The organism is Clostridium homopropionicum DSM 5847, from assembly GCF_001263795.1.
GTDB lineage: Bacteria > Bacillota > Clostridia > Clostridiales > Clostridiaceae > Clostridium_H > Clostridium_H homopropionicum.
Genome location: NZ_LHUR01000018.1, coordinates 87,189 through 106,295 on the forward strand (window position 1 = coordinate 87,189; position 19,107 = coordinate 106,295).

Annotated in this window: 20 protein-coding genes; 12 read left to right on the top strand and 8 right to left on the bottom strand. The window is 30.2% G+C overall.

What is annotated here, in order from left to right:
- Positions 1-36 precede the first annotated feature (36 nt).
- Positions 37-1,356 carry a bifunctional folylpolyglutamate synthase/dihydrofolate synthase gene (locus tag CLHOM_RS06895; protein WP_175478670.1) on the top strand — a complete coding sequence of 440 codons (1,320 nt, stop codon included), beginning with the start codon at positions 37-39 and terminating at the stop codon, positions 1,354-1,356.
- Here the strand turns inward: CLHOM_RS06895 and CLHOM_RS06900 are convergent.
- Together CLHOM_RS06900 and CLHOM_RS18480 are read right to left on the bottom strand one after the other, a co-directional pair.
- Positions 1,337-2,464 carry an AI-2E family transporter gene (locus CLHOM_RS06900; protein ID WP_175478669.1) on the bottom strand — a complete coding sequence of 376 codons (1,128 nt, stop codon included), beginning with the start codon at positions 2,462-2,464 and terminating at the stop codon, positions 1,337-1,339. The two genes, CLHOM_RS06895 and CLHOM_RS06900, sit on opposite strands and share 20 nt — an antisense overlap.
- A gap of 144 nt (positions 2,465-2,608) precedes the next feature.
- Positions 2,609-2,758, bottom strand: coding sequence for a hypothetical protein (locus CLHOM_RS18480; protein ID WP_175478668.1), 150 nt, complete (start codon positions 2,756-2,758; stop codon positions 2,609-2,611).
- Between the two features lie 142 nt (positions 2,759-2,900).
- Here CLHOM_RS18480 and CLHOM_RS06905 point away from each other — a divergent pair, with 142 nt between their 5' ends.
- A complete protein-coding gene (locus tag CLHOM_RS06905) occupies positions 2,901-3,518 on the top strand; it encodes a DNA-3-methyladenine glycosylase (RefSeq protein ID WP_052220970.1) in 618 nt (205 codons plus the stop codon).
- 38 nt (positions 3,519-3,556) lie between these two features.
- On the opposite strand, the gene CLHOM_RS06910 is transcribed toward CLHOM_RS06905, so the two are convergent.
- Complete coding sequence (locus CLHOM_RS06910; protein WP_052220971.1) at positions 3,557-3,811, bottom strand: TIGR03905 family TSCPD domain-containing protein; 255 nt, start codon at positions 3,809-3,811, stop codon at positions 3,557-3,559.
- 281 nt (positions 3,812-4,092) lie between these two features.
- Between CLHOM_RS06910 and CLHOM_RS06915 the strand changes: the two genes are divergently transcribed.
- Positions 4,093-4,980, top strand: coding sequence for a YncE family protein (locus CLHOM_RS06915; RefSeq protein ID WP_052220972.1), 888 nt, complete (start codon positions 4,093-4,095; stop codon positions 4,978-4,980).
- Here the strand turns inward: CLHOM_RS06915 and CLHOM_RS06920 are convergent.
- Complete coding sequence (locus tag CLHOM_RS06920) at positions 4,977-5,501, bottom strand: DUF4364 family protein (protein ID WP_052220973.1); 525 nt, start codon at positions 5,499-5,501, stop codon at positions 4,977-4,979. The genes CLHOM_RS06915 and CLHOM_RS06920 overlap by 4 nt on opposite strands.
- A gap of 169 nt (positions 5,502-5,670) precedes the next feature.
- Between CLHOM_RS06920 and pdaB the strand changes: the two genes are divergently transcribed.
- Together pdaB and CLHOM_RS06930 are read left to right on the top strand one after the other, a co-directional pair.
- Complete coding sequence (gene pdaB / locus CLHOM_RS06925) at positions 5,671-6,444, top strand: polysaccharide deacetylase family sporulation protein PdaB (RefSeq protein ID WP_074782902.1); 774 nt, start codon at positions 5,671-5,673, stop codon at positions 6,442-6,444.
- A 222-nt stretch (positions 6,445-6,666) separates the two neighbouring features.
- Positions 6,667-7,335: a single-stranded DNA-binding protein gene (locus CLHOM_RS06930; protein WP_052221035.1), complete on the top strand. Its 669-nt coding sequence runs from the start codon at positions 6,667-6,669 to the stop codon at positions 7,333-7,335.
- A 35-nt stretch (positions 7,336-7,370) separates the two neighbouring features.
- Here the strand turns inward: CLHOM_RS06930 and dapD are convergent, their stop codons facing one another.
- Complete coding sequence (gene dapD / locus CLHOM_RS06935; protein ID WP_052220974.1) at positions 7,371-8,081, bottom strand: 2,3,4,5-tetrahydropyridine-2,6-dicarboxylate N-acetyltransferase; 711 nt, start codon at positions 8,079-8,081, stop codon at positions 7,371-7,373.
- 166 nt (positions 8,082-8,247) lie between these two features.
- Between dapD and CLHOM_RS06940 the strand changes: the two genes are divergently transcribed.
- Positions 8,248-9,399 carry a pyridoxal phosphate-dependent aminotransferase gene (locus CLHOM_RS06940; protein WP_052220975.1) on the top strand — a complete coding sequence of 384 codons (1,152 nt, stop codon included), beginning with the start codon at positions 8,248-8,250 and terminating at the stop codon, positions 9,397-9,399.
- 60 nt (positions 9,400-9,459) lie between these two features.
- On the opposite strand, the gene dapB is transcribed toward CLHOM_RS06940, so the two are convergent.
- From dapB to CLHOM_RS06955, 3 genes are read right to left on the bottom strand one after another with little or no spacing between them, the layout of a single operon-like run.
- Entirely contained in the window at positions 9,460-10,209 is a 750-nt protein-coding gene (gene dapB, locus CLHOM_RS06945) for a 4-hydroxy-tetrahydrodipicolinate reductase (RefSeq protein ID WP_052220976.1), read from the bottom strand.
- Between the two features lie 4 nt (positions 10,210-10,213).
- Positions 10,214-11,101 carry a 4-hydroxy-tetrahydrodipicolinate synthase gene (dapA, locus tag CLHOM_RS06950; protein WP_052220977.1) on the bottom strand — a complete coding sequence of 296 codons (888 nt, stop codon included), beginning with the start codon at positions 11,099-11,101 and terminating at the stop codon, positions 10,214-10,216.
- A 24-nt stretch (positions 11,102-11,125) separates the two neighbouring features.
- Positions 11,126-12,118 (bottom strand): aspartate-semialdehyde dehydrogenase, encoded by a 993-nt coding sequence (locus tag CLHOM_RS06955; protein ID WP_052220978.1) that lies wholly within the window; start codon positions 12,116-12,118, stop codon positions 11,126-11,128.
- Between the two features lie 264 nt (positions 12,119-12,382).
- Here CLHOM_RS06955 and CLHOM_RS06960 point away from each other — a divergent pair, with 264 nt between their 5' ends.
- The 6 genes from CLHOM_RS06960 to CLHOM_RS06985 all read left to right on the top strand — a co-directional run bounded on the left by CLHOM_RS06960 (position 12,383) and on the right by CLHOM_RS06985 (position 19,101).
- On the top strand, positions 12,383-12,643 hold the full coding sequence (locus CLHOM_RS06960) for an alpha/beta-type small acid-soluble spore protein (protein WP_052220979.1): 261 nt from the start codon (positions 12,383-12,385) through the stop codon (positions 12,641-12,643).
- A 175-nt stretch (positions 12,644-12,818) separates the two neighbouring features.
- Complete coding sequence (locus CLHOM_RS06965; protein ID WP_052220980.1) at positions 12,819-13,556, top strand: class I SAM-dependent DNA methyltransferase; 738 nt, start codon at positions 12,819-12,821, stop codon at positions 13,554-13,556.
- Between the two features lie 15 nt (positions 13,557-13,571).
- The gene (hslO, locus tag CLHOM_RS06970) at positions 13,572-14,441 is read left to right on the top strand and encodes an Hsp33 family molecular chaperone HslO (protein ID WP_052220981.1); all 870 of its coding nucleotides are present in this window, start codon (positions 13,572-13,574) and stop codon (positions 14,439-14,441) included.
- A 613-nt stretch (positions 14,442-15,054) separates the two neighbouring features.
- On the top strand, positions 15,055-16,710 hold the full coding sequence (locus CLHOM_RS06975) for a peptide ABC transporter substrate-binding protein (RefSeq protein ID WP_052220982.1): 1,656 nt from the start codon (positions 15,055-15,057) through the stop codon (positions 16,708-16,710).
- Between the two features lie 175 nt (positions 16,711-16,885).
- The gene (locus tag CLHOM_RS06980; protein ID WP_052220983.1) at positions 16,886-17,815 is read left to right on the top strand and encodes an ABC transporter permease; all 930 of its coding nucleotides are present in this window, start codon (positions 16,886-16,888) and stop codon (positions 17,813-17,815) included.
- Between the two features lie 5 nt (positions 17,816-17,820).
- On the top strand, positions 17,821-19,101 hold the full coding sequence (locus tag CLHOM_RS06985; protein ID WP_052220984.1) for an ABC transporter permease: 1,281 nt from the start codon (positions 17,821-17,823) through the stop codon (positions 19,099-19,101).
- Positions 19,102-19,107 lie beyond the last annotated feature (6 nt).

Sequence of the window (19,107 nt, forward strand, 5' to 3'; positions counted from 1 at the left end):
AAAAGTAATTATTAAAAATGAAGAGAGGAAGTTATAGTGAATTATTTAGAAGCTATGGAATACATAGATGATTTAGCGAAATTTAGCATGAAATTAGGGTTAAGTAGAACAGGAAAGATATTAGAGCTACTGGGAAATCCACAAGAAAAGCTTAGGTGTATACACATTGCAGGGACAAATGGCAAGGGATCTACCACAGCCATGATATCAAAAATTTTAATAGAAAATGGGTATAAGGTAGGAATGTATACTTCACCCTTTATTGAAGAATTTGAAGAGAGAATTCAAATTAATAATTTAAACATTCCTAAAGATGAATTAGCAGAAGTGATTTCAAAAGTTGCTAATGCTGTAGAGAAGGTAATAGAGCTTGGATATGATAATCCAACTCAATTTGAAGTAATAACCTGTGCAGGGCTTCTTTATTTTTATAAACAAGCTGTAGATTTTGCAGTAATAGAAGTAGGACTTGGAGGAAGACTTGATTCAACAAATTTAATTACTCCTATTTTAAGTATAATTACTTCAATAAGCTATGATCACATGAATGTTTTAGGAAACACCTTATCAGAAATAGCTTATGAGAAGGCAGGGATAATTAAAGAGACTGTTCCAGTAATTCTTTATCCTCAAGAGGAAGAAGCAGAGAGGGTTATAGAAAAAGTTTCTTTAGAAAAAGGAACTAGGCTTATTAAGGTTCCAGCAAATTCTGCTAAATTATTAGGGGTAAGAGACGCTATATTTAATGATAAGATCATTAGGGTTCAAGATATTAAAATAGATACAAAAGATAATAAGTATAATATTAGTTTAACTTTACTAGGTAGACACCAAATTTTAAACTGTGCTACAGTAATTTATTCAATTGAAGAGCTTAAACGCTTAGGCATTGAGATTTCTAATGAAGCTATAGAAAAAGGACTAAGTAAGGTTAAATGGATTGGTAGAATGGAAATATTAGAAAGAAGACCTTTAACTATTATAGATGGTGCTCATAATATTGATGGTATTGTTAAGTTAAGGGAAAGTCTTGAAGAATACTTAAATTATAAAGATGTAGTCTTGATACTTGGGATTTTAGCTGATAAGCAAGTAGAAGCTATGATTAGGATTATAGCTCCTATTGCTAAAAGAATCATTTGTGTTACTCCTCACAGTGATAGAGGGGAGCTAGCAGCTACTTTAAAGAGTGAAGTGGAAAAATACAATACAAATTGTGAAGCCATAGAGGATTATAAAAAAGCCTATGAAAAGGCTATTAGTTATTGCAGTGAAGATGATTTATTATTGATTTCTGGCTCACTTTACATGATTGGAGATATGAGAAAGGTGATTACTAATAAACATCTGGTTTAGTATTATTTTCTTTACTCTTTTCTGCTAAGCGTTTATCAATATACCTTTGGAGAGTTATTTTTATAATAGCAATAAAAGGTACTCCCAAGAACATACCTAAAACTCCAAAGGTACCTCCACCTACAATTATAGCCAGAATAATCCAAAAAGGACTTACACCAACTTGTTCTCCAAGGATTTTAGGGCCTAAATACCAGCCGTCAAATTGTTGAAGAAGGAAAATAAATAAAAGTACTTTTAGTGCAACAATAGGACTATAAAAGAGAGTAATTGTAACGCCTGGAATCATTCCAATAAATGGTCCAAAGTAAGGGATCATATTTGTAACTCCAACTATTAGACTGATTAAGAGAGCATATGGTACGTCAATTATTGATAATCCAATAGCACATAGAATACCTATTATTGTGGAGTCTATTGCTTTTCCGATAATAAAACGAGAGAATATGGAATTTACTTCTCTTCCGTAGATTAGGAAGGATTCAACAGAATCTTTATTAAACATTGCAAAAAGAAACTTTTTTGCATTCTTTATAAAGTTTTCTTTATCTTTAAGAATATAAACAGCTATTATGAAACCAAAAATCATTTTTAAAAATGAAGAAGTAAAGGCAATAGCTTTACTAAAAGCTAAATTTAAAGTTCTATTTAGTGACATGGTAAATTTCTCCAAGTAACTGTTAAAGGTTCTATGAGCATAACTCATTATTTCAGGATTATTAGAAAAGCTGCTATGGGATAAATTATTTTCAAACCAATCTTGTGTTTTATTTAAATAAATAGGAGTATTATTAACTAAATCTTTTATATTCTTGGATATAGTTGGTGAAATTATATTCACAATGAGGGCTAAAAATCCAAATACAATAATATAAACAACTATTATACTTAATATTCTTCTTAATTTGAATTTATTTTCTATATAAACCATCATTGGATTTAATATATAAGCTATTCCAAATGCCCAAAAAAAAGGACTTAAGATTGATATAATAAACCCAAATCCACGAACAAAATAATCAATGTTGTTAATAATTTTAAAGAGAAAAAATGCAATAATTAAAATTGGAATTAAGTTGAAGTAAGGGATTTTTTTACGGTTTATCAAGTAGCATCTCTCCTTTTGATATATGTAACTTAATTGATTATATCATCAAAATTTGCGCTATTCTAGTATTTTATTGGAATTTATAACATTTTATAAAAGCGGTATATTATAAAATTACATAATATACCGCCAATTTGCTACATACTAACAACAACAGCAGAATATAGGTGCAGCACAGCCTAATCCACCGAAACCAAAACCTAATCCACCGCAGAAGCAGCAAATTAATATTATTAATATTATTATGAATAGAAGATTGTCATCTCTTCTTATTGGATGGCAGTTGTTACTCATTATAATTTCCTCCCTTCTTGGAGAAATTGAATTGATAGGATTCTCGGCAGTTCCTATCAATATTAGTATATGAGGAAGTACTGATAAGTGTTTAAAAAAGAATATAATTTTTAATAGAAATATTCTAAAGGAGATTCAATTAATGAAGAAACTAACTAGAGAATTTTACAAAAGGGGCACCTTGTTAGTTGCAAAGGAGTTACTAGGTAAGTACCTTGTGGTGAATAATGAAAATAGTATACTTAAAGGTAAAATAGTGGAAGTAGAGGCTTACATGGGAACTGTGGATAAAGCGGCTCATTCATATAGTGGTAAAATTACAGAAAGAACTAAGGTTATGTACAAGGAAGGTGGATATGCATACGTATATTTAATATATGGAATGTACTACTGCATGAATGTGGTTACTTCAGAAGAAAACCTTCCTGAGGCAATACTTATTAGAGCAATTGAACCTATTAACGAACTTGATACAATGTGCAGAAATAGGTATGGTAAAAGTTTTAAGGAACTAAATAGCTATGAAAAGAAAAATATAACAAATGGGCCTGGAAAGCTATGTAAGGCAATGAATATTACGAAAGAGCTTAATGGTGAAGATCTTTGTGGGGATAAATTTTACATTTTGCAAAATGTAAAGGAAGAAAAAATAGAAATAGTATCTTCAAAAAGAATAGGAATTGATTATGCAGAAGAAGCTAAAGATTTTCTATGGAGATTCTATATAAAAGATAATAAATTTGTTTCCAAGTTAGATTAAAAAGAAATAAGTAAAGAAGCAGCCTTAGGCAAGCCTCTTTACTTATTTTTTTTAATTACTAATTCTTCTAATGCCTTAGCTAACTGATCTGGACAAGATGTAGGTTTTTTACCGCAAGTAATACCTTTACATTTCTCAAAAACTGTTTTCACATTCATTCCTTCAACTAAATTAGAAATACCCTTTAAGTTTCCATCACAACCACCTGTAAAAGAAACGTTTTTTAATTTATTATTTTCTATTTCAAAATTAATTTGCATACTACAAATTCCTTTAGGATTATATGTGTACATAGCAAAACTCCCCCTTAGTAAAAACTTTAATGTATGATTTTAATATTATAAAGTATTATTCCTAAATAGGCAAGGCTTTATCTTTAATTAGAAGCATAAGAAAAATGCAGGGCATTTTTCTTAAGTAACCAGTAACCAGTAGCTAATAGAGTTAATAAAAACTGGTTACTGGGAATTGGTTACTGAAGAATTTTACGGAGTAAAATTCTCATAATAGCCTCTGCAAAAAGGGTTCAAATTCATTAAAAATCTCATATATTGTACAAGGGGGGGTGAGACGGGTGGAGGAATATTTATATGTATGTAATACATCTTCAGATAATTTATCTGTAATTGATTTAAATAAATTTAGTGAAGAATGTAAGATTTCTTTAGAGGCATCTCAAATGGATAGAGTAGGACCACATGGCATTTGTAAATACGGAGATAAATTACTTATTGCAAATAATTATAGCAATAGCATTTCCATAATAGATAGATATAAAAAACAAGAAATAGAAAGTCATTTTATTGGAATGCATTGCAATGATGCTGTTGTGTATGAAGATAAGGCGTATGTTATTTGTGGAGAATCAAATTATGTAGTTGAATTTAATTTACTTACAAATAAAATTGATGAGGAATTACCCTGCGGCAATTTACCTCATAGTATAGAAATAAATAAGCAGAAGAAGCTTATGATAGTTTCGAACTTTGAAAATGATAGTCTAACCTTAATTGATTTAGAGAATAAAAAAAACATTCAGGAAATAAAGGTTGGTGCATACCCAACGAAAGCAGTATTTTCAGTAGATGGAAACCATATTATAATTTGTGAAAGTAATTTAGGAGCAGATGTTAGAGGAAACATAAGTATTATCTCTTTAAAAGGCTTTAAACAAATAAATAAGGTCATGGTTGGAAAATATCCTGTGGATATGTTTGTAAATTCAGCATACACTTTTGTATCCAATTTTGGAGAAGGAACTGTAAGCATTGTAGACATAAATTACTGCAACGAAGTAAAAAAGATAAATATTGGAGGTATGCCAAGGGGCGTTATAAAAATTGGAGATTTCATTTACGTGGGGGATAATTATAATAACTTATTAATTAGAGTTGACATAAAGAGAGAAAATAAAAAAGTCATATCCATAGGTGGTGAACCTAATGGAATGACATATATTTAATCATCAATAAGCACTTGAAGCAATTTTTTATACAAATCCGAGGAATTTTTCTTCCACTTTGCACATAGATCTTGAGCTTGCTTATTGGTTGCTACATTCAATTTTATATCAATTAAAATATAATTTTTCTCTAAAGTTTTTAAATTTACAATATAATTATTGCCTTCAATTGTATATTCAGCATAAACCGAGATTTCCTTTTTAATATCATCAAGCTGATTATCTAAGTATGCATCAATTGCTTTTATTTTATTTTCAGAAATTCTATTTCTAAATAATGATAAAACTTTTAAACCATTATCGGATATAACAATTCTATTTTTACCTTCTTGCTCTATAGTGTCTATAAAGTTAGAATTTAAAAGTTCAGTTATATATTGTTGAAGAGAAAAATAATTGATAAAATTATTCTCTAAAATTATTTGAGTTATTTTATTGTTTGATATTGGGAGTTTAATTTTTTCCAACAAATAAAGTAAAAGAAGTTTGTCTTCAGCTAAGTCTGAGGTAGTATTATACACAATTCTCACTCCTTTAAGACTATTTACTAAATTATTATATCATAAAAAGCACTGAAATAAATCGGTGCTTATAATTTTTTTCATATTTGGGTAAGAAGGATATTAGATTATAGGTAATATTTAGTAATAAACTAAATATAAATTTAATAAAAAGCTTTAAGGAGGAAATATGAAAATAGTTTTTTTTACTACAATATCAAAAAAGCTTATTACTGGCATATGTATAACTGCAGGAATGCTAATTATTATCTCTTCTTTTCTATTAAGTAAGTATGTTATAAGTGTAAATCTAGTAGAAAAGAATTATTCGCCAATATATTCAGTGGAAACTAATGAAAAAAAGGTTGCAATAACTTTTGATTCAACTTGGGGAAATAATAATACCATTGAAATCTTAAATATATTAGATAAGGAAGGGGTAAAAGCAACATTTTTCCTGCTTGGAAAATGGGTAGATGAATTTCCGGAAGAAACAAAAGAAATTTATAAAAGAGGTAATGAAATAGGAAATCATTCTGATAGTCACCCAAGTATGAGTAATATTTCAGCAGAAAGATTAACTAAGGAGATTACTCTTGGAGATGAAAAACTAAGAAAATTAACAGGTTCAAATACTAAGTTATTTAGATTCCCATCTGGAGAATATAACAAAGATTTAGTACAAGTAGTGGAAAGAACCAGACATATCGCTATTCAATGGGATGTAGACAGCATAGATTGGAAAGAACAAGGGGCTGATATTGAGTTTAATAGAGTAATTAAAAATGTAAAACCAGGTTCTATAATACTATTCCATAACGGTGCTAAGTACACTACTGAGACTTTACCTAAAATAATTGAAAATCTAAAAAAAGAAGGTTATAGCTTTGTAACTGTTTCTGAACTAATCTATAAAGACAACTATTCTATTGATCATAGAGGAGTTCAGAAAATAAATAATTAGATTGAGGTTAAATTTCACAAAGGTGTTGAAATTTAACTCATAATTGTATTATAATGGAAATATGCTTTTGATGGTATTTATTTGTAATACTACATAATGCATTTCAATTAAAAACAATTTTATTAATTATTTCAATTTGGTTGTTATATTTTATTAATTAACTGAATAATTATATTTCAGTAAGATAAATAATAAAGGAAACTAAGGGAGAGATGGGTTATGATGGACAATTTAATGTTAAACAACAAAATTTATTTAGAAGGTACTTGTGTATCAGGCTTAGAATTTAGTCACGACATGTATGGAGAAGGGTTTTATTCTTTTAAAATTGCAGTAAATAGGTTAAGTGATGTAAGCGATATCTTACCTATTACAGTTTCAGAAAGACTACTTACTGAATTAGAAATCAAAGAAGGATTAGACTTGGTTATTGAAGGACAGCTTAGGTCATATAACAAATTTATCGATGGTTCTAATAGACTAATCTTAACGGTATTTGCAAGAGATATACAGCCTTGCATAGAAAAAAGCAAAAATCCAAACCAAATATTTTTAAACGGCTATATATGCAAAGAACCTGTATACAGAACTACCCCTTTTGGAAGAGAAATTTCGGATATTTTATTAGCAGTTAATAGGCCATATAACAAATCAGATTATATACCAACTATATCTTGGGGTAGAAATTCTAGGTTTTGTAAATCTTTAAGAGTAGGTGACAATATAAAGGTATGGGGAAGACTTCAGAGCAGACAATATCAGAAAAAGATTGGTGAAAGTGATACCTTAACAAAAACTGCTTATGAAGTGTCTATATCAAAGTTAGAATATGCAAATCCAGATGATAATGTTAATCAAGAAATTGAATTTTTAGAAGATATAGCGGAATAAATAAAAAATACTTGGCCCAGCCAAGTATTTTTTATTTATTTTCTTAAATCATCAAGTATTTTCGTCTTATCTTTAGTTTTTTCATCCACGTGTTTTATTATTTTAGCTGGACTGCCTGCAACAACTACGTTCTCAGGTACATCTTCTACTACAACGGATCCAGCAGCTACAACAGAATTAGAACCTATTTTAACTCCTTCTAAAACAACTGCATTAGCGCCAATTAAAACATTATCACCAATTTCACAAGGAGATTTGCTTGGCGGTTCTAAAACTCCTGCTACAACAGCTCCAGCACCTATATGGGAGTTTTTACCTACCTTTGCTCTAGCGCCAAGTACTGCATTCATATCCACCATTGTTCCTTCACCAATTTCGCAACCTATATTGATTACAGCTCCCATCATTATAACAGCGTTTTTTTGGATAAGAACTTTATCTCTTATTATTGCACCTGGTTCTATTCTAGCATCAACATATTTTATATCTAATAGTGGTATTGCAGAATTTCTTCTGTCCTGTTCCATTCTATACTTATTAATTTTTCCTTTATATTTTTCTAAAAAATTCAGTATATCTGAACTCTCACCAAATAGTACATAGAAATTGTTATCCCCAAAACAATCAATATTACCAAAATCACAGCCCTTTAAATCTCCATCAATATAGATTTTTAGAGGAGTAGTTTTTTTAGCTTCTTTTATGTACCTTGCAATTTCATAGGGATTAGTTAAATCATATTGCATTAAATAGCCTCCTTTTAAAAAATAAGTATAGTTTATATTATAATGAAAAAATCAATTATTTAAAAGTAAGAATATGTAAAAACACACAAATTAGAAATTAAATATGGACCTAAATAAACAATTACAGTAAAATGGAATTAATTGCAGTGAACGAGGAGATGAAAATATGAACGGAATAATATCAAAAAATGTAAATAGCATTGAAATATCTGGAATTAGAAAGTTTTATAATAAGGTTCAAAACTATCCAGAGGCACTATCATTAACTCTTGGTCAACCTGATTTTAAGGTGCCTTCTAAAATAAAAGAGGCTATAGTTGACGCTATTGAAAAAAATAGAACTGAATATACAGCAAATGCAGGTATAGAAGTATTAAGAGAAGAAATATCATTATACTTGAAAAATAGTTTTAAAATAAAATTTGATGAAGAAGAAATATGCCTAACTGTAGGTGGCAGCGAAGGACTTTTTTCTGTATTTGGTACCTTAATTGAATCAGGAGATAAGGTTCTTATACCAACACCAGCTTATCCTGCTTACGAAAGCTGTGTAAGAATTCTAGGTGGGAAGGTTATTAATTATGAATTAAAAGAGGATTTTTCAATTAATTATGAAAAACTAGAAGAACTAATAATTAAAGAAAAACCTAAAGCGATAGTAGTTTCTTATCCAAGCAATCCAACTGGAGCGATACTTACAAAGGAAGACAGAGATGCTTTATATAATATTTTAAAAGATAAGGAAATTGTAATTATAAGTGATGAAATATATAGCTCCTTAAGCTTTGAAAAAGAATATTATTCTATTGCTCAGTTTGAGGATATTAGAGAAAAAGTTATACTTGTAAGCGGCTTTTCTAAAATGTTCTCTATGACTGGTCTAAGGTTAGGTTACATTTGTGCTGCAGAAAGGTTAATGAATGGTATAATTAAGGTTCATCAATATAATGTATCCTGTGCTCCTTCTATAGTTCAGTGGGGAGCATTAGAAGGGCTTAGAAATTGTATTCCCGAGGTTGAATACATGAAAAGTGAATTCATAAAAAGAAGAGATTTTGTTTATAAAGGATTAGTTGACCTTGGATTAGATGTAAATATGCCAAAGGGGGCATTCTACATATTTCCTAGTATAAAGAAGTTTAACTTAGAAAGCGAAGTTTTTTGTGAAAGGGCCTTAAAAGAAGGGAAAATTGCAATGGTTCCAGGAAATGCATTTGGTAGTGGTGGAGAAGGGTATCTTAGAATTTCCTACTCTTATAGTATGGAGACCTTGCAAGAAGCATTAATAAGATTAGAAAAATTTATTAAAAAAATATAGATATAAATTAAATGAAAAAATAGTAGCTTTGAAAAGTTATTTCAAAGCTACTATTTTAGTTTATTTTAATACATCATCCATTGTATAAAAGCCTTTTTCTTTACCGCACATAAATTCAGAAGCTTTAAGTGCGCCTATGGCAAAAACTTCCCTGGAAAGTGCATAGTGGCTAAGTTCAATAATTTCTCCTTGCCCAGCAAAAATTATTTGATGATCTCCAACAATGCTTCCACCTCTAACAGCGTGAATACCAATTTCTTTATGTTCTCTTTTCTTTATTCCTTCACGACCATATACAAAATTAGTTTCTTCTGGTATAGAGTCTTTTATAGAATTTGCTAATAATAGAGCTGTACCACTTGGAGAATCAACCTTTTGATTATGATGTTTTTCTATTATTTCAATGTCATAGTTATTATAAAGCATAGCACTAATGTTTTTTAATATTCCATTAATAAGATTAATTCCTATTGACATATTAGCTGATTTGAAAACAGGTATTTTATTACTATATTCTGTGACTTTTTCTAAGGCTTCCTCTGAATATCCAGTTGTACATAGGACTAAAGGAAGATTTTTATTTGAACAGTAATCTAATAAAGAATCTAATGCTTCTGGTCTTGAAAAATCCAAAACCACATCAACAGGTATAGTACATTCTGAAATATGTGCAAATATAGGATATTTTACAGAAGAGTCTTTTTGCATATCAACACCAGCAGCTATTTCTAAGTTTGGAAAGTTTGATATACTTTGAGTAATTACCCTTCCCATTTTACCCAAGCATCCACATAACAATATTTTTTTCATAAAGTTATTCCCCCTTAAAAGAGTTGAACTTTTCTACAATATCCTTCAATGTCTTTAAATTTCCTTCTTCCATTTCACATAATGGAAGTCTTAAAGGACCTACATTCATTCCGCTAAAATTCATAGCAGTCTTAATAGGAATAGGGTTTACCTCTATAAACATTGCATTTATAACTGGAAGCATATCTAATTGCAATTTTAGTGCTTCATCTTGGCGACCATTAAAATATAAATCACAAATGTTGCTAATTTCTTTAGGATATAAATTTGCTACAACAGAAATAACTCCAAGCCCACCTAGAGAAAGTAAAGGTATTATTTGATCATCATTTCCTGAGTATAGATCTATTTTACCTCTACATAAAGACATCATTTCAGCAATTTGACTTATGTTTCCACTTGCTTCTTTTATTGCAGTTATATTTTTTAATTCAGAAAGCTTTAGTAAAGTTTTCGGAGTTATATTTAAACCAGTTCTTCCAGGAACATTATAAACAACAATAGGAATATTTACTTTATCGTTTATGGCTTTAAAATGTTCATAAATTCCCTTTTGAGTAGTTTTATTATAGTATGGAGTAATTACTAAAAGCCCATCAACTCCTATACTCTCAGCCCAAACACTCATGCTGACACTTTTTGCTGTATCATTAGTTCCAGTTCCTGCAATTACAGGTATTCTCTTATTTATTACATCAACTGTAAATTTAATTGTTTCTTTTCTTTCTGCTTCAGACATGGTTGACGCTTCGCCAGTAGTGCCGCATATTATTATGGCAGCAGTGCCATTTTCAACATGCCAATTTAACAATTCTTCTAATTTATTAAAATCAACTTTATCATCTTTGAAAGGAGTAACAATAGCTACTCCAGGACCTTTAAACAAAGCCATTTTGAGTACCCCCTTACAATGTATTTATTTGTGAGAAATCATCCATTCAGCAATTTGAATAGCATTAGAAGCTGCACCTTTTCTAATGTTATCTGCAACTACCCATAGATTTAAGCCATTTTCAATACTAAAATCTCTTCTGATTCTACCAACGTAAACTTCGTCATGACCTTCAGCCTCTATTGGTAATGGATAAACTAGGTTCTCAACATCATCTTTTAGTATTACACCTGGTGCATTACTATACAGATTGAAGATATCCTTTATTTCGAAAGGTTGTTTTAATTCCACGTTTATGCTTTCACTATGACCATAAAAAACAGGTACTCTTACTGTAGTAGCTGTAATTTTTAAGTCATAATCGTTCATAATCTTCTGAGTTTCATTTATCATTTTCATTTCTTCTTTTGTATAGCCATTTTCTAAGAAAGAATCAATATGAGGAAGAACATTTCCTGCTATTGGATAAGGAAATTTCTTCGGTGAATTTCCAAGGTATCCTTCTTTCAAATCATTAAATCCAGCTACACCTGCACCTGAAACTGCTTGGTAAGTAGAATAAACTATTCTTTTAATTCCATATTTATCTTTTAAAGGTTTCAAAGCTACTACAGCTTGTATTGTAGAACAATTGGGATTAGCAATAATTCCTTTATGAAGCTTTATCGCTTCAGGATTAACTTCAGGAACAACTAATGGAACTTCAGGATCCATTCTCCAAGCACTGCTATTGTCTATAACAACAGCATTATATTTAGCGAAAATTGGTGCGAATTTTAAGCTGGTATCTCCGCCAGCAGAAAAAAGAGCAAAATCAATCTGTTTATTTTTTATGTTTTCTTCGCAAAGCTCTTCTACTACTACATCAGCGTCCTTAAATTTTAGTATTTTTCCAGCTGATCTTTTTGAAGCAAAAAAATAAATGTTTTTTATTGGAAAGTTCCTTTCAGCTAGAACTTCAATAAATTTGTTACCAACCATACCAGTGGCCCCAACTACTGCAACGTTGTATTGCATAATAAATCCCCCTATATCTAAAATTATAGTTATTTCCCATTCAAATTTAATATACACATTACTAATAATTATACAACGTATGGCGCAAAAAATACAATTATTTTTATTGCTTTATTATGCTTTTTAGAAATAATCAAAAAAATACTTAAATATAATAATATTATATACATAATAAAGTATAAAAGTTTCATATTCAGTGGAAAATAATATTAGAAGTAGATATTTAAAAATTTATATTCTATTGGATTGAAAGGAGAAATCTTTGTGAGTGGGACACCTTTAAAAAAGATAATTAAGTCTAAGATAAAGTCTAATAAGGAACTTTCCGAAATGGAGAAACTTAGAGAAAAGATAAAATATGAAATTGCAGAGGAACTTGGATTAAAAGATAAGGTAGATAAGCTTGGATGGGGTGCATTGACTGCCGAAGAAACAGGGAGAATTGGTGGAATAATGACTAGAAAGAAAAGAGAACTTAAGGTACCAAATAACAATATCATTCGTGAAATGGATGGATACAATTAAAGTACAAGAAATCAATATTGTACATGATAAAAAATATTTTCTATAATTTATTGATTTTTAATACATAAATATATTATATTTATCTGAGAATTATAATTTTAATATATAAATATTATGGTTTATTTCTAACTTTCTTGTAAAATTAATGTAATTTAATAAAGTAGGGGGAAAGGTATTGGATTGTTATAAGGAATTTGCACATATTTATGATAAACTGCTTTATGGAGATATTGATTATAAAGCATGGTCAAATAAAATCATAAATATTTGCAACGAACTAAAGATAAACAAAGATAGTTATTTAGATCTTGCATGTGGAACTGGTAACATGACAAAAGAGATAGGGAAATTTTTTAATAATGTATGGGCTGTAGATATGTCAAATGAAATGCTTAGTGAAGCTGAAGCTAAGCTTAGAAATGAAAAGATAAAAGCAAAATTTGTGTGCCAAGATATAAGTAGTCTTAATTTAAATACTAAATTTGACTTAGTCACTTGTGTTTTAGATTCAACGAACTACATACTTGAACTTGAGGATTTAAAACAGTATTTTTTAGGAGTATATAATCATTTAAAGGATGATGGAGTATTTATTTTCGATATAAATTCTTACTATAAATTAACTAACGTGTTAGGAAATAACCTATTTAATTATGATGATGATAATATTGTTTATATATGGGAAAACGTTTTAGAAGAAAATATAGTTAATATGTATCTTACATTTTTTATAAGGGAAAAGGACGTTTACAGAAGATTTGATGAGCACCATGTAGAAAGGGCATACGAGGACGAAACTATAGATAAATTATTATTAGGACTTGGCTATAAGATAATAAAAAAACTTGACAATTACTGTTATGATGCAATAAATGCAGATACAGAGAGAATAGCCTATATAGTTCAAAAATAAGAGGAGGTTAATGCAATGGCGGATAGAATTATTAAGGCTTTAGCAAACAAGGGACAAGTGAGAATTATTGCTGCTTATACTGAAGAACTAGTTAATACTGGAGTAAAGCTGCATAATTGTGCTCCTACTGCGGCAGCTGCTTTTGGTAGAATGCTTACTGCTGGGGCAATTATGGGAACAATGCTAAAATCTGAAAAGGATGTAATGACTATTAAAATAAATGGAAATGGACCAGCAGGACCAATAATAGTTACAGCTTATAGTAATGGAAGAGTAAAAGGATATATTAGTAATCCTTCAGTAGATTTGCCTGCAAATAAGCAAGGTAAATTGGATGTTGGAGGGGCAGTGGGAAAGGATGGTTCATTAATAGTCATTAAGGATATGGGGTTAAAAGAACCATACGTAGGACAAGTAGGAATTTATTCTGGAGAAATTGCGGAAGATATAGCATATTTCTTTACAGTTTCGGAACAAACCCCATCTGCAGTAGCTTTGGGAGTTTTAGTTGACAGAGATGGAACTATAAAAAATTCAGGGGGAATAATTATTCAGCTTATGCCTGGAGCAGATGAAATGCTAGCAGATTTGATTACTTATAGACTTCAAGATTTAGGATCACTGACTAGTAATTTTTCTAAAGGGAAGTCTTTAGAAGATGTTTTAAACTTTTTATTCGATGATATGGATTTAAAAATTTTAGAGGAATTAGAACCGAAATATCAATGCGATTGTTCTAGAGAAAAAGTAGAAAAGGCTTTAATTAGTATAGGAAAAGAAGAACTAAGAAAACTTTACAATGAAGGTAAAAAAGAGGAATTAAAATGCAACTTCTGTAATAAAATATATGAATTTAATAAAGAAGATATTGAGAAATTGATATAGAAAATTTAGCCATTTATCACTTTACCATATTAAAGTTTTAGCTTAAAAATATACTATTTATACTATGTAAGGCAAAAAATGTATTTAATAAATGTAATATATCTTAAAAAATGAAATATATTGTAAAAATGAACGACTAAATAAGACAAATATAGCTATATGGAATACAAATTTTAATTGACAGAAAATTATGGGTATGATAATATGATAAAAAAAGTCCTTGTTTATTGATAAATTAATAATTGCAATATTCTACTTTTGTGATATATATAAATTATGGTTTTAGATTGAAATTTTTTAATAATTCTTTATTTAAGTATGATACAATAAAGCTATTATTAATAAAGAAAATGGTATGCTAGAAAATTTCGCATTCCATTTATTAGTGTTGTTTTAAATTTTTTAAATAAAATTTAATAAATATTAAGGGGGAATTTTAGTAAAGAAGAAATTACTATCAGTATTACTGTCTGCCACTTTAGCCTTATCAGTTATTCTAACTGGCTGCGGCAATGGCGGCAATGGAGCAGCTGGAGAGAAGAAGGTACTTGATTATTACTCAAAGGCTGAACCGGAAATACTAGACGCACAACAAATTTCAGGACAACCAGACATGGTTATTGCTAACATGTTTATTGAGGGATTAATGCGTTTTGGTAAAGAGGAAGGCAAGTATGAACCTGGTATAGCTGAATCATATAAATTTGATGAGGCTGCTAATTCTTACACATTTAAGCTAAGAAAAGATGCTAAATGGAGTGACGGAACACCTGTTACTGCTGATGACTTCTTTTTTGCTTGGAGACTGGCTTTGGATGAGCAAACAGTATATAGCTTTATGATCAGTCAATATATTAAGGGTGCTGATGCATACGCTGCTGTAACTAAGAAATCTTTCTTATCAGGAAAAGATGCAAGCTTTAAGGCTTTAGTTGATAGTGCAAAGAAAGAAACAAATGCTGATAAGAAAAAAGAAATTAATGCTAAAATAGCTGATAGACAAGAAAAAATGACAGATGCAGAAAAAACTGAATTTAAAAAGATTCAAGATGATTTATGGTCAAAAGTTGGAGTTAAGGCTGAAGGAGAAAATTTAACAATTCAATTAGCTGGTCCTACTCCATACTTTATTGGTTTAACTGCATTCCCTGTATTCTATCCAATGAATAAAGCTTTTTATGAAAAGCATAAAGCTGATAACACTTATGGACTTGAAGCAGCTGGACTTAATTCAAATGGACCATGGAAAGTAACTGAATGGAAGCATAAAGATAGCTTTAAATTAGTTAAAAACGAGAACTATTGGAATAAGAACAATATTAAAATCGATGAAATCAACTTAAAAGTAGTTGATAAAGTTGAAACAAGAACTAACTTATTAAAAACTGGAAAACTTGATGGTTCTGCTATCCAAGCAAAAGACCTTCCAGAATTCCAAGATCTTGCAACACGTGATCAGCTTAAACTACAAGATATGGTAGATAGACCTGATTACAGTGTATTCTATGTAGACTTTAATCAATTTAATAATAAAACTACAATGAATGTTAATATTAGAAAAGCATTAACATTAGCAATGGATCGTAAGAGCTTTGTAGAAAAAATCAACCTAGGAGATAAACCAGCATTAGCTTTTGTACCTGAAAGCTTCCCAGGATTAAGCAAATCCTTTAGAGAAGAAAATGGAGTAGAGTTAATAAAGGATAATGACAAAGAACAAGCTAAACAATACTTAGCAAAAGGACTTCAAGAATTAGGATTAAAACAATTACCAGCATTAGACATGGTTATAGAGGATACCGATATTGCGCAAAAGATGGCAGTAAAGTTCCAACAAGACTGGAAGGAAATAGGAGTTACTGTTAATCTTGTACCAGTACCATGGGGAGAAAAATTAAGAAGATTAAAAGCAGGACAATTTGCAATATGCTCTGATGGTTGGGGACCAGATTATATGGATCCAATGACATACTTAGATTTATTTGAATCTACAAACGGAAATAACTATGGAAAATTCAACAATCCAGAATATGATAAATTAATATCAAGTGCTAGAACAGAAAAAGATGCAGCAAAACGTATGGATATGTTATATAAAGCTGAAAAAATGCTAATAGACAACGCTGTTACAGCTCCACAATATTTCAGAATTGCACACTATGTATATAAAAATTATCTAACTGGTGTAGTTAACAGAGGAGCAGGTCCAGATACTGACTTCTACTGGGCTGATATAGACATGAAAGCTAAGGCAGAACAAGCAAAATAGTTAATTTTAAAAAAATAATAATTAGTGAAAAGGTATATGTTTTCGCGTATACCTTTTTGCTTATGATATATACATAAGGTAGAATTATACAGATTTATTATAAACTATGATACATATTTTAATTGGTTTATAAATTAATTTGATAATATAAATAAATTAATAGGAGGAAGTTAATGTGCTGAAATATACATTAAAACGAATAGTATACGCCTTGATAACTATATGGGTAATAGCAACCTTGACATTTGGGCTTATGAAAGCGCTTCCTGGTGATCCTTTTCACAACCCTAAAATGTCTCCAGCTGTAAAAGAAGCTTTGCAGCGTAAATATGCTTTAGATAAACCATTATTAGAACAATACGGTATTTATATAGGTAATCTTGTTAAAGGAGATTTAGGAACATCAATAAAGTACCCAGGAAGATCTGTAAATCAAATTATAAAAGACGGCTTTCCAAAATCTTTAGCAATTGGTTGGAGAGCAATGGTGTTCGCAACATTTTTCGGACTAATTTTAGGTATTATTGCAGCATTAAACCATGAAAAGGTATCTGACTATCTTGTAATATTCATAGCAATTATAGGGGTATCTGTGCCAAGTATAGTAATGGGACCTTTCCTTGCATATACCTTTGGAGTAGATTTGGGTTGGCTTCCTGTAACAGTAGATGGTACTCAAAAATCACTTATTTTGCCGTCGATAACTTTAGGATTTGCTACATTAGCATTTATTGCAAGACTTATGCGTACAACAACACTAGAAGTTTTGGGACAAGACTATATTCAAACTGCAAAATCAAAAGGACTTAATAAGATACAATTAGTGTGGAAGCATGTAATAAGAAATGCAATAATGCCTGTTGTAACAGTTGTTGGTCCATTATTTGCAGGAATAATAACAGGATCAATAGTTATAGAAAAAGTATTTGCAGTGGCAGGACTTGGAGATTCATTTGTTAGTTCAATATTAGAACAAGATTACTCAATGATTATGGGAATTACAATATTCTATGCAATCTTGATAATTATTTCAGTATTGTTAGTTGATATAGTATATGGATTCATAGATCCAAGACTTAGATTATCAGGAAAAGGAGGAAAATAAATAGCATGGCAAATTTAGATAAATCTATGTTCCAACATGTAGGAAAAAATTTAAATGAAGCTCAAAAAATTAAACGTCCAAGTATGTCTTATTTAGAAGACGCTATGAGAAGATTGAAGAAAAATATACCTGCTATGATCTCCTTTTGGATTTTAGTAATTTTAATTACTATGTCTATAATTGGACCGATTATTTCCGCTAAGGTACAAGGGCATGATTACCGTCAGCAAAATTTAGCTAATCAAAACCAAACATCGGTAATGTCCAATCAAAGAAGTATAGCAGTATTAAAGAATCAAGTTCTTAAATATAGTGCATATAAATCTAACTTAAGAAAAACTAAAATTGAATTTAAGAATGCAGAATTTAAAGGAGCAGGTATTATAGAATTTAAAGTAGGAAACAAATCAGAAGTTTCCTATCAAGGAGATAAAAAGGAATTTTCTTTATCAATAAAGGCAGGCTCAAATGATACTTTGGATAGTGTTATAACAAAATTAAATGCTGAGTCAGATAAGCTACTTCAACAAGATCCAGATTTTAGGGGAGTTAAATTTAATAAGAGTGGAAGTAAGCTTGTTATTGAGACAGGTGGAGAAAAATGGTTCAATAAGCAATACTGGTTTGGAACTGATGAATTCGGCAGAGATTTATTTACCCGTCTTTGGGAAGGTGGAAAAGTATCTTTCTTAATTGCCTTTGTTTCAGTATTAATTACTGTATTTATAGGAATCGTTTATGGAGGCGTTGCTGGTTATGTAGGAGGAACGGCTGATATTCTTATGATGCGATTTGTTGAGATAATAATGGTCATACCAGATTTGTTATATATTATATTGCTACTTACCGTTATGAAGCCGGGGCTTGGACCAATAATCATAGTTCTTGCAGCTACAGGTTGGATGCAGACTGCCATGATTGTACGTGGAGAAATTTTAAGACTAAAAAATTCTGAATATGTTATAGCAGCTGAGCTTTTAGGAGCAGGATCCAAAAGAATTATATTTAAGCACCTAATTCCAAATGCAATGGGACCAATTATAGTTAATATGACAATGATGATTCCAAGAATGATATTTGCAGAAGCATTTTTAAGCTTTATAGGGCTAGGGATACCAGCACCTATGGCATCTTGGGGAGCATTGGTAAATACCGGTGCTAGCATATTTACTCAATATCCACAACAACTATTAGTACCAGCACTAGCACTTAGTTTAACCATGCTAGCGTTTAATATACTTGGAGATGGATTAAGAGATGCACTAGATCCTAAACTAAGAGCGTAGGGAGTG

Excerpts from the sequence above, each read along its gene's own strand:
- CLHOM_RS18480 (WP_175478668.1), bottom strand. The coding sequence starts at position 2,758 with ATGAGTAACAACTGCCATCCAATAAGAAGAGATGACAATCTTCTATTC.
- CLHOM_RS06905 (WP_052220970.1), top strand. The coding sequence starts at position 2,901 with ATGAAGAAACTAACTAGAGAATTTTACAAAAGGGGCACCTTGTTAGTT.
- CLHOM_RS06910 (WP_052220971.1), bottom strand. The coding sequence starts at position 3,811 with ATGTACACATATAATCCTAAAGGAATTTGTAGTATGCAAATTAATTTT.
- pdaB (WP_074782902.1), top strand. The coding sequence starts at position 5,671 with ATGAAAATAGTTTTTTTTACTACAATATCAAAAAAGCTTATTACTGGC.
- CLHOM_RS06930 (WP_052221035.1), top strand. The coding sequence starts at position 6,667 with ATGGACAATTTAATGTTAAACAACAAAATTTATTTAGAAGGTACTTGT.
- dapD (WP_052220974.1), bottom strand. The coding sequence starts at position 8,081 with ATGCAATATGATTTAACTAATCCCTATGAAATTGCAAGGTACATAAAA.
- CLHOM_RS06940 (WP_052220975.1), top strand. The coding sequence starts at position 8,248 with ATGAACGGAATAATATCAAAAAATGTAAATAGCATTGAAATATCTGGA.
- dapB (WP_052220976.1), bottom strand. The coding sequence starts at position 10,209 with ATGAAAAAAATATTGTTATGTGGATGCTTGGGTAAAATGGGAAGGGTA.
- dapA (WP_052220977.1), bottom strand. The coding sequence starts at position 11,101 with ATGGCTTTGTTTAAAGGTCCTGGAGTAGCTATTGTTACTCCTTTCAAA.
- CLHOM_RS06955 (WP_052220978.1), bottom strand. The coding sequence starts at position 12,118 with ATGCAATACAACGTTGCAGTAGTTGGGGCCACTGGTATGGTTGGTAAC.
- hslO (WP_052220981.1), top strand. The coding sequence starts at position 13,572 with ATGGCGGATAGAATTATTAAGGCTTTAGCAAACAAGGGACAAGTGAGA.
- CLHOM_RS06975 (WP_052220982.1), top strand. The coding sequence starts at position 15,055 with ATGGTTATTGCTAACATGTTTATTGAGGGATTAATGCGTTTTGGTAAA.
- CLHOM_RS06985 (WP_052220984.1), top strand. The coding sequence starts at position 17,821 with ATGGCAAATTTAGATAAATCTATGTTCCAACATGTAGGAAAAAATTTA.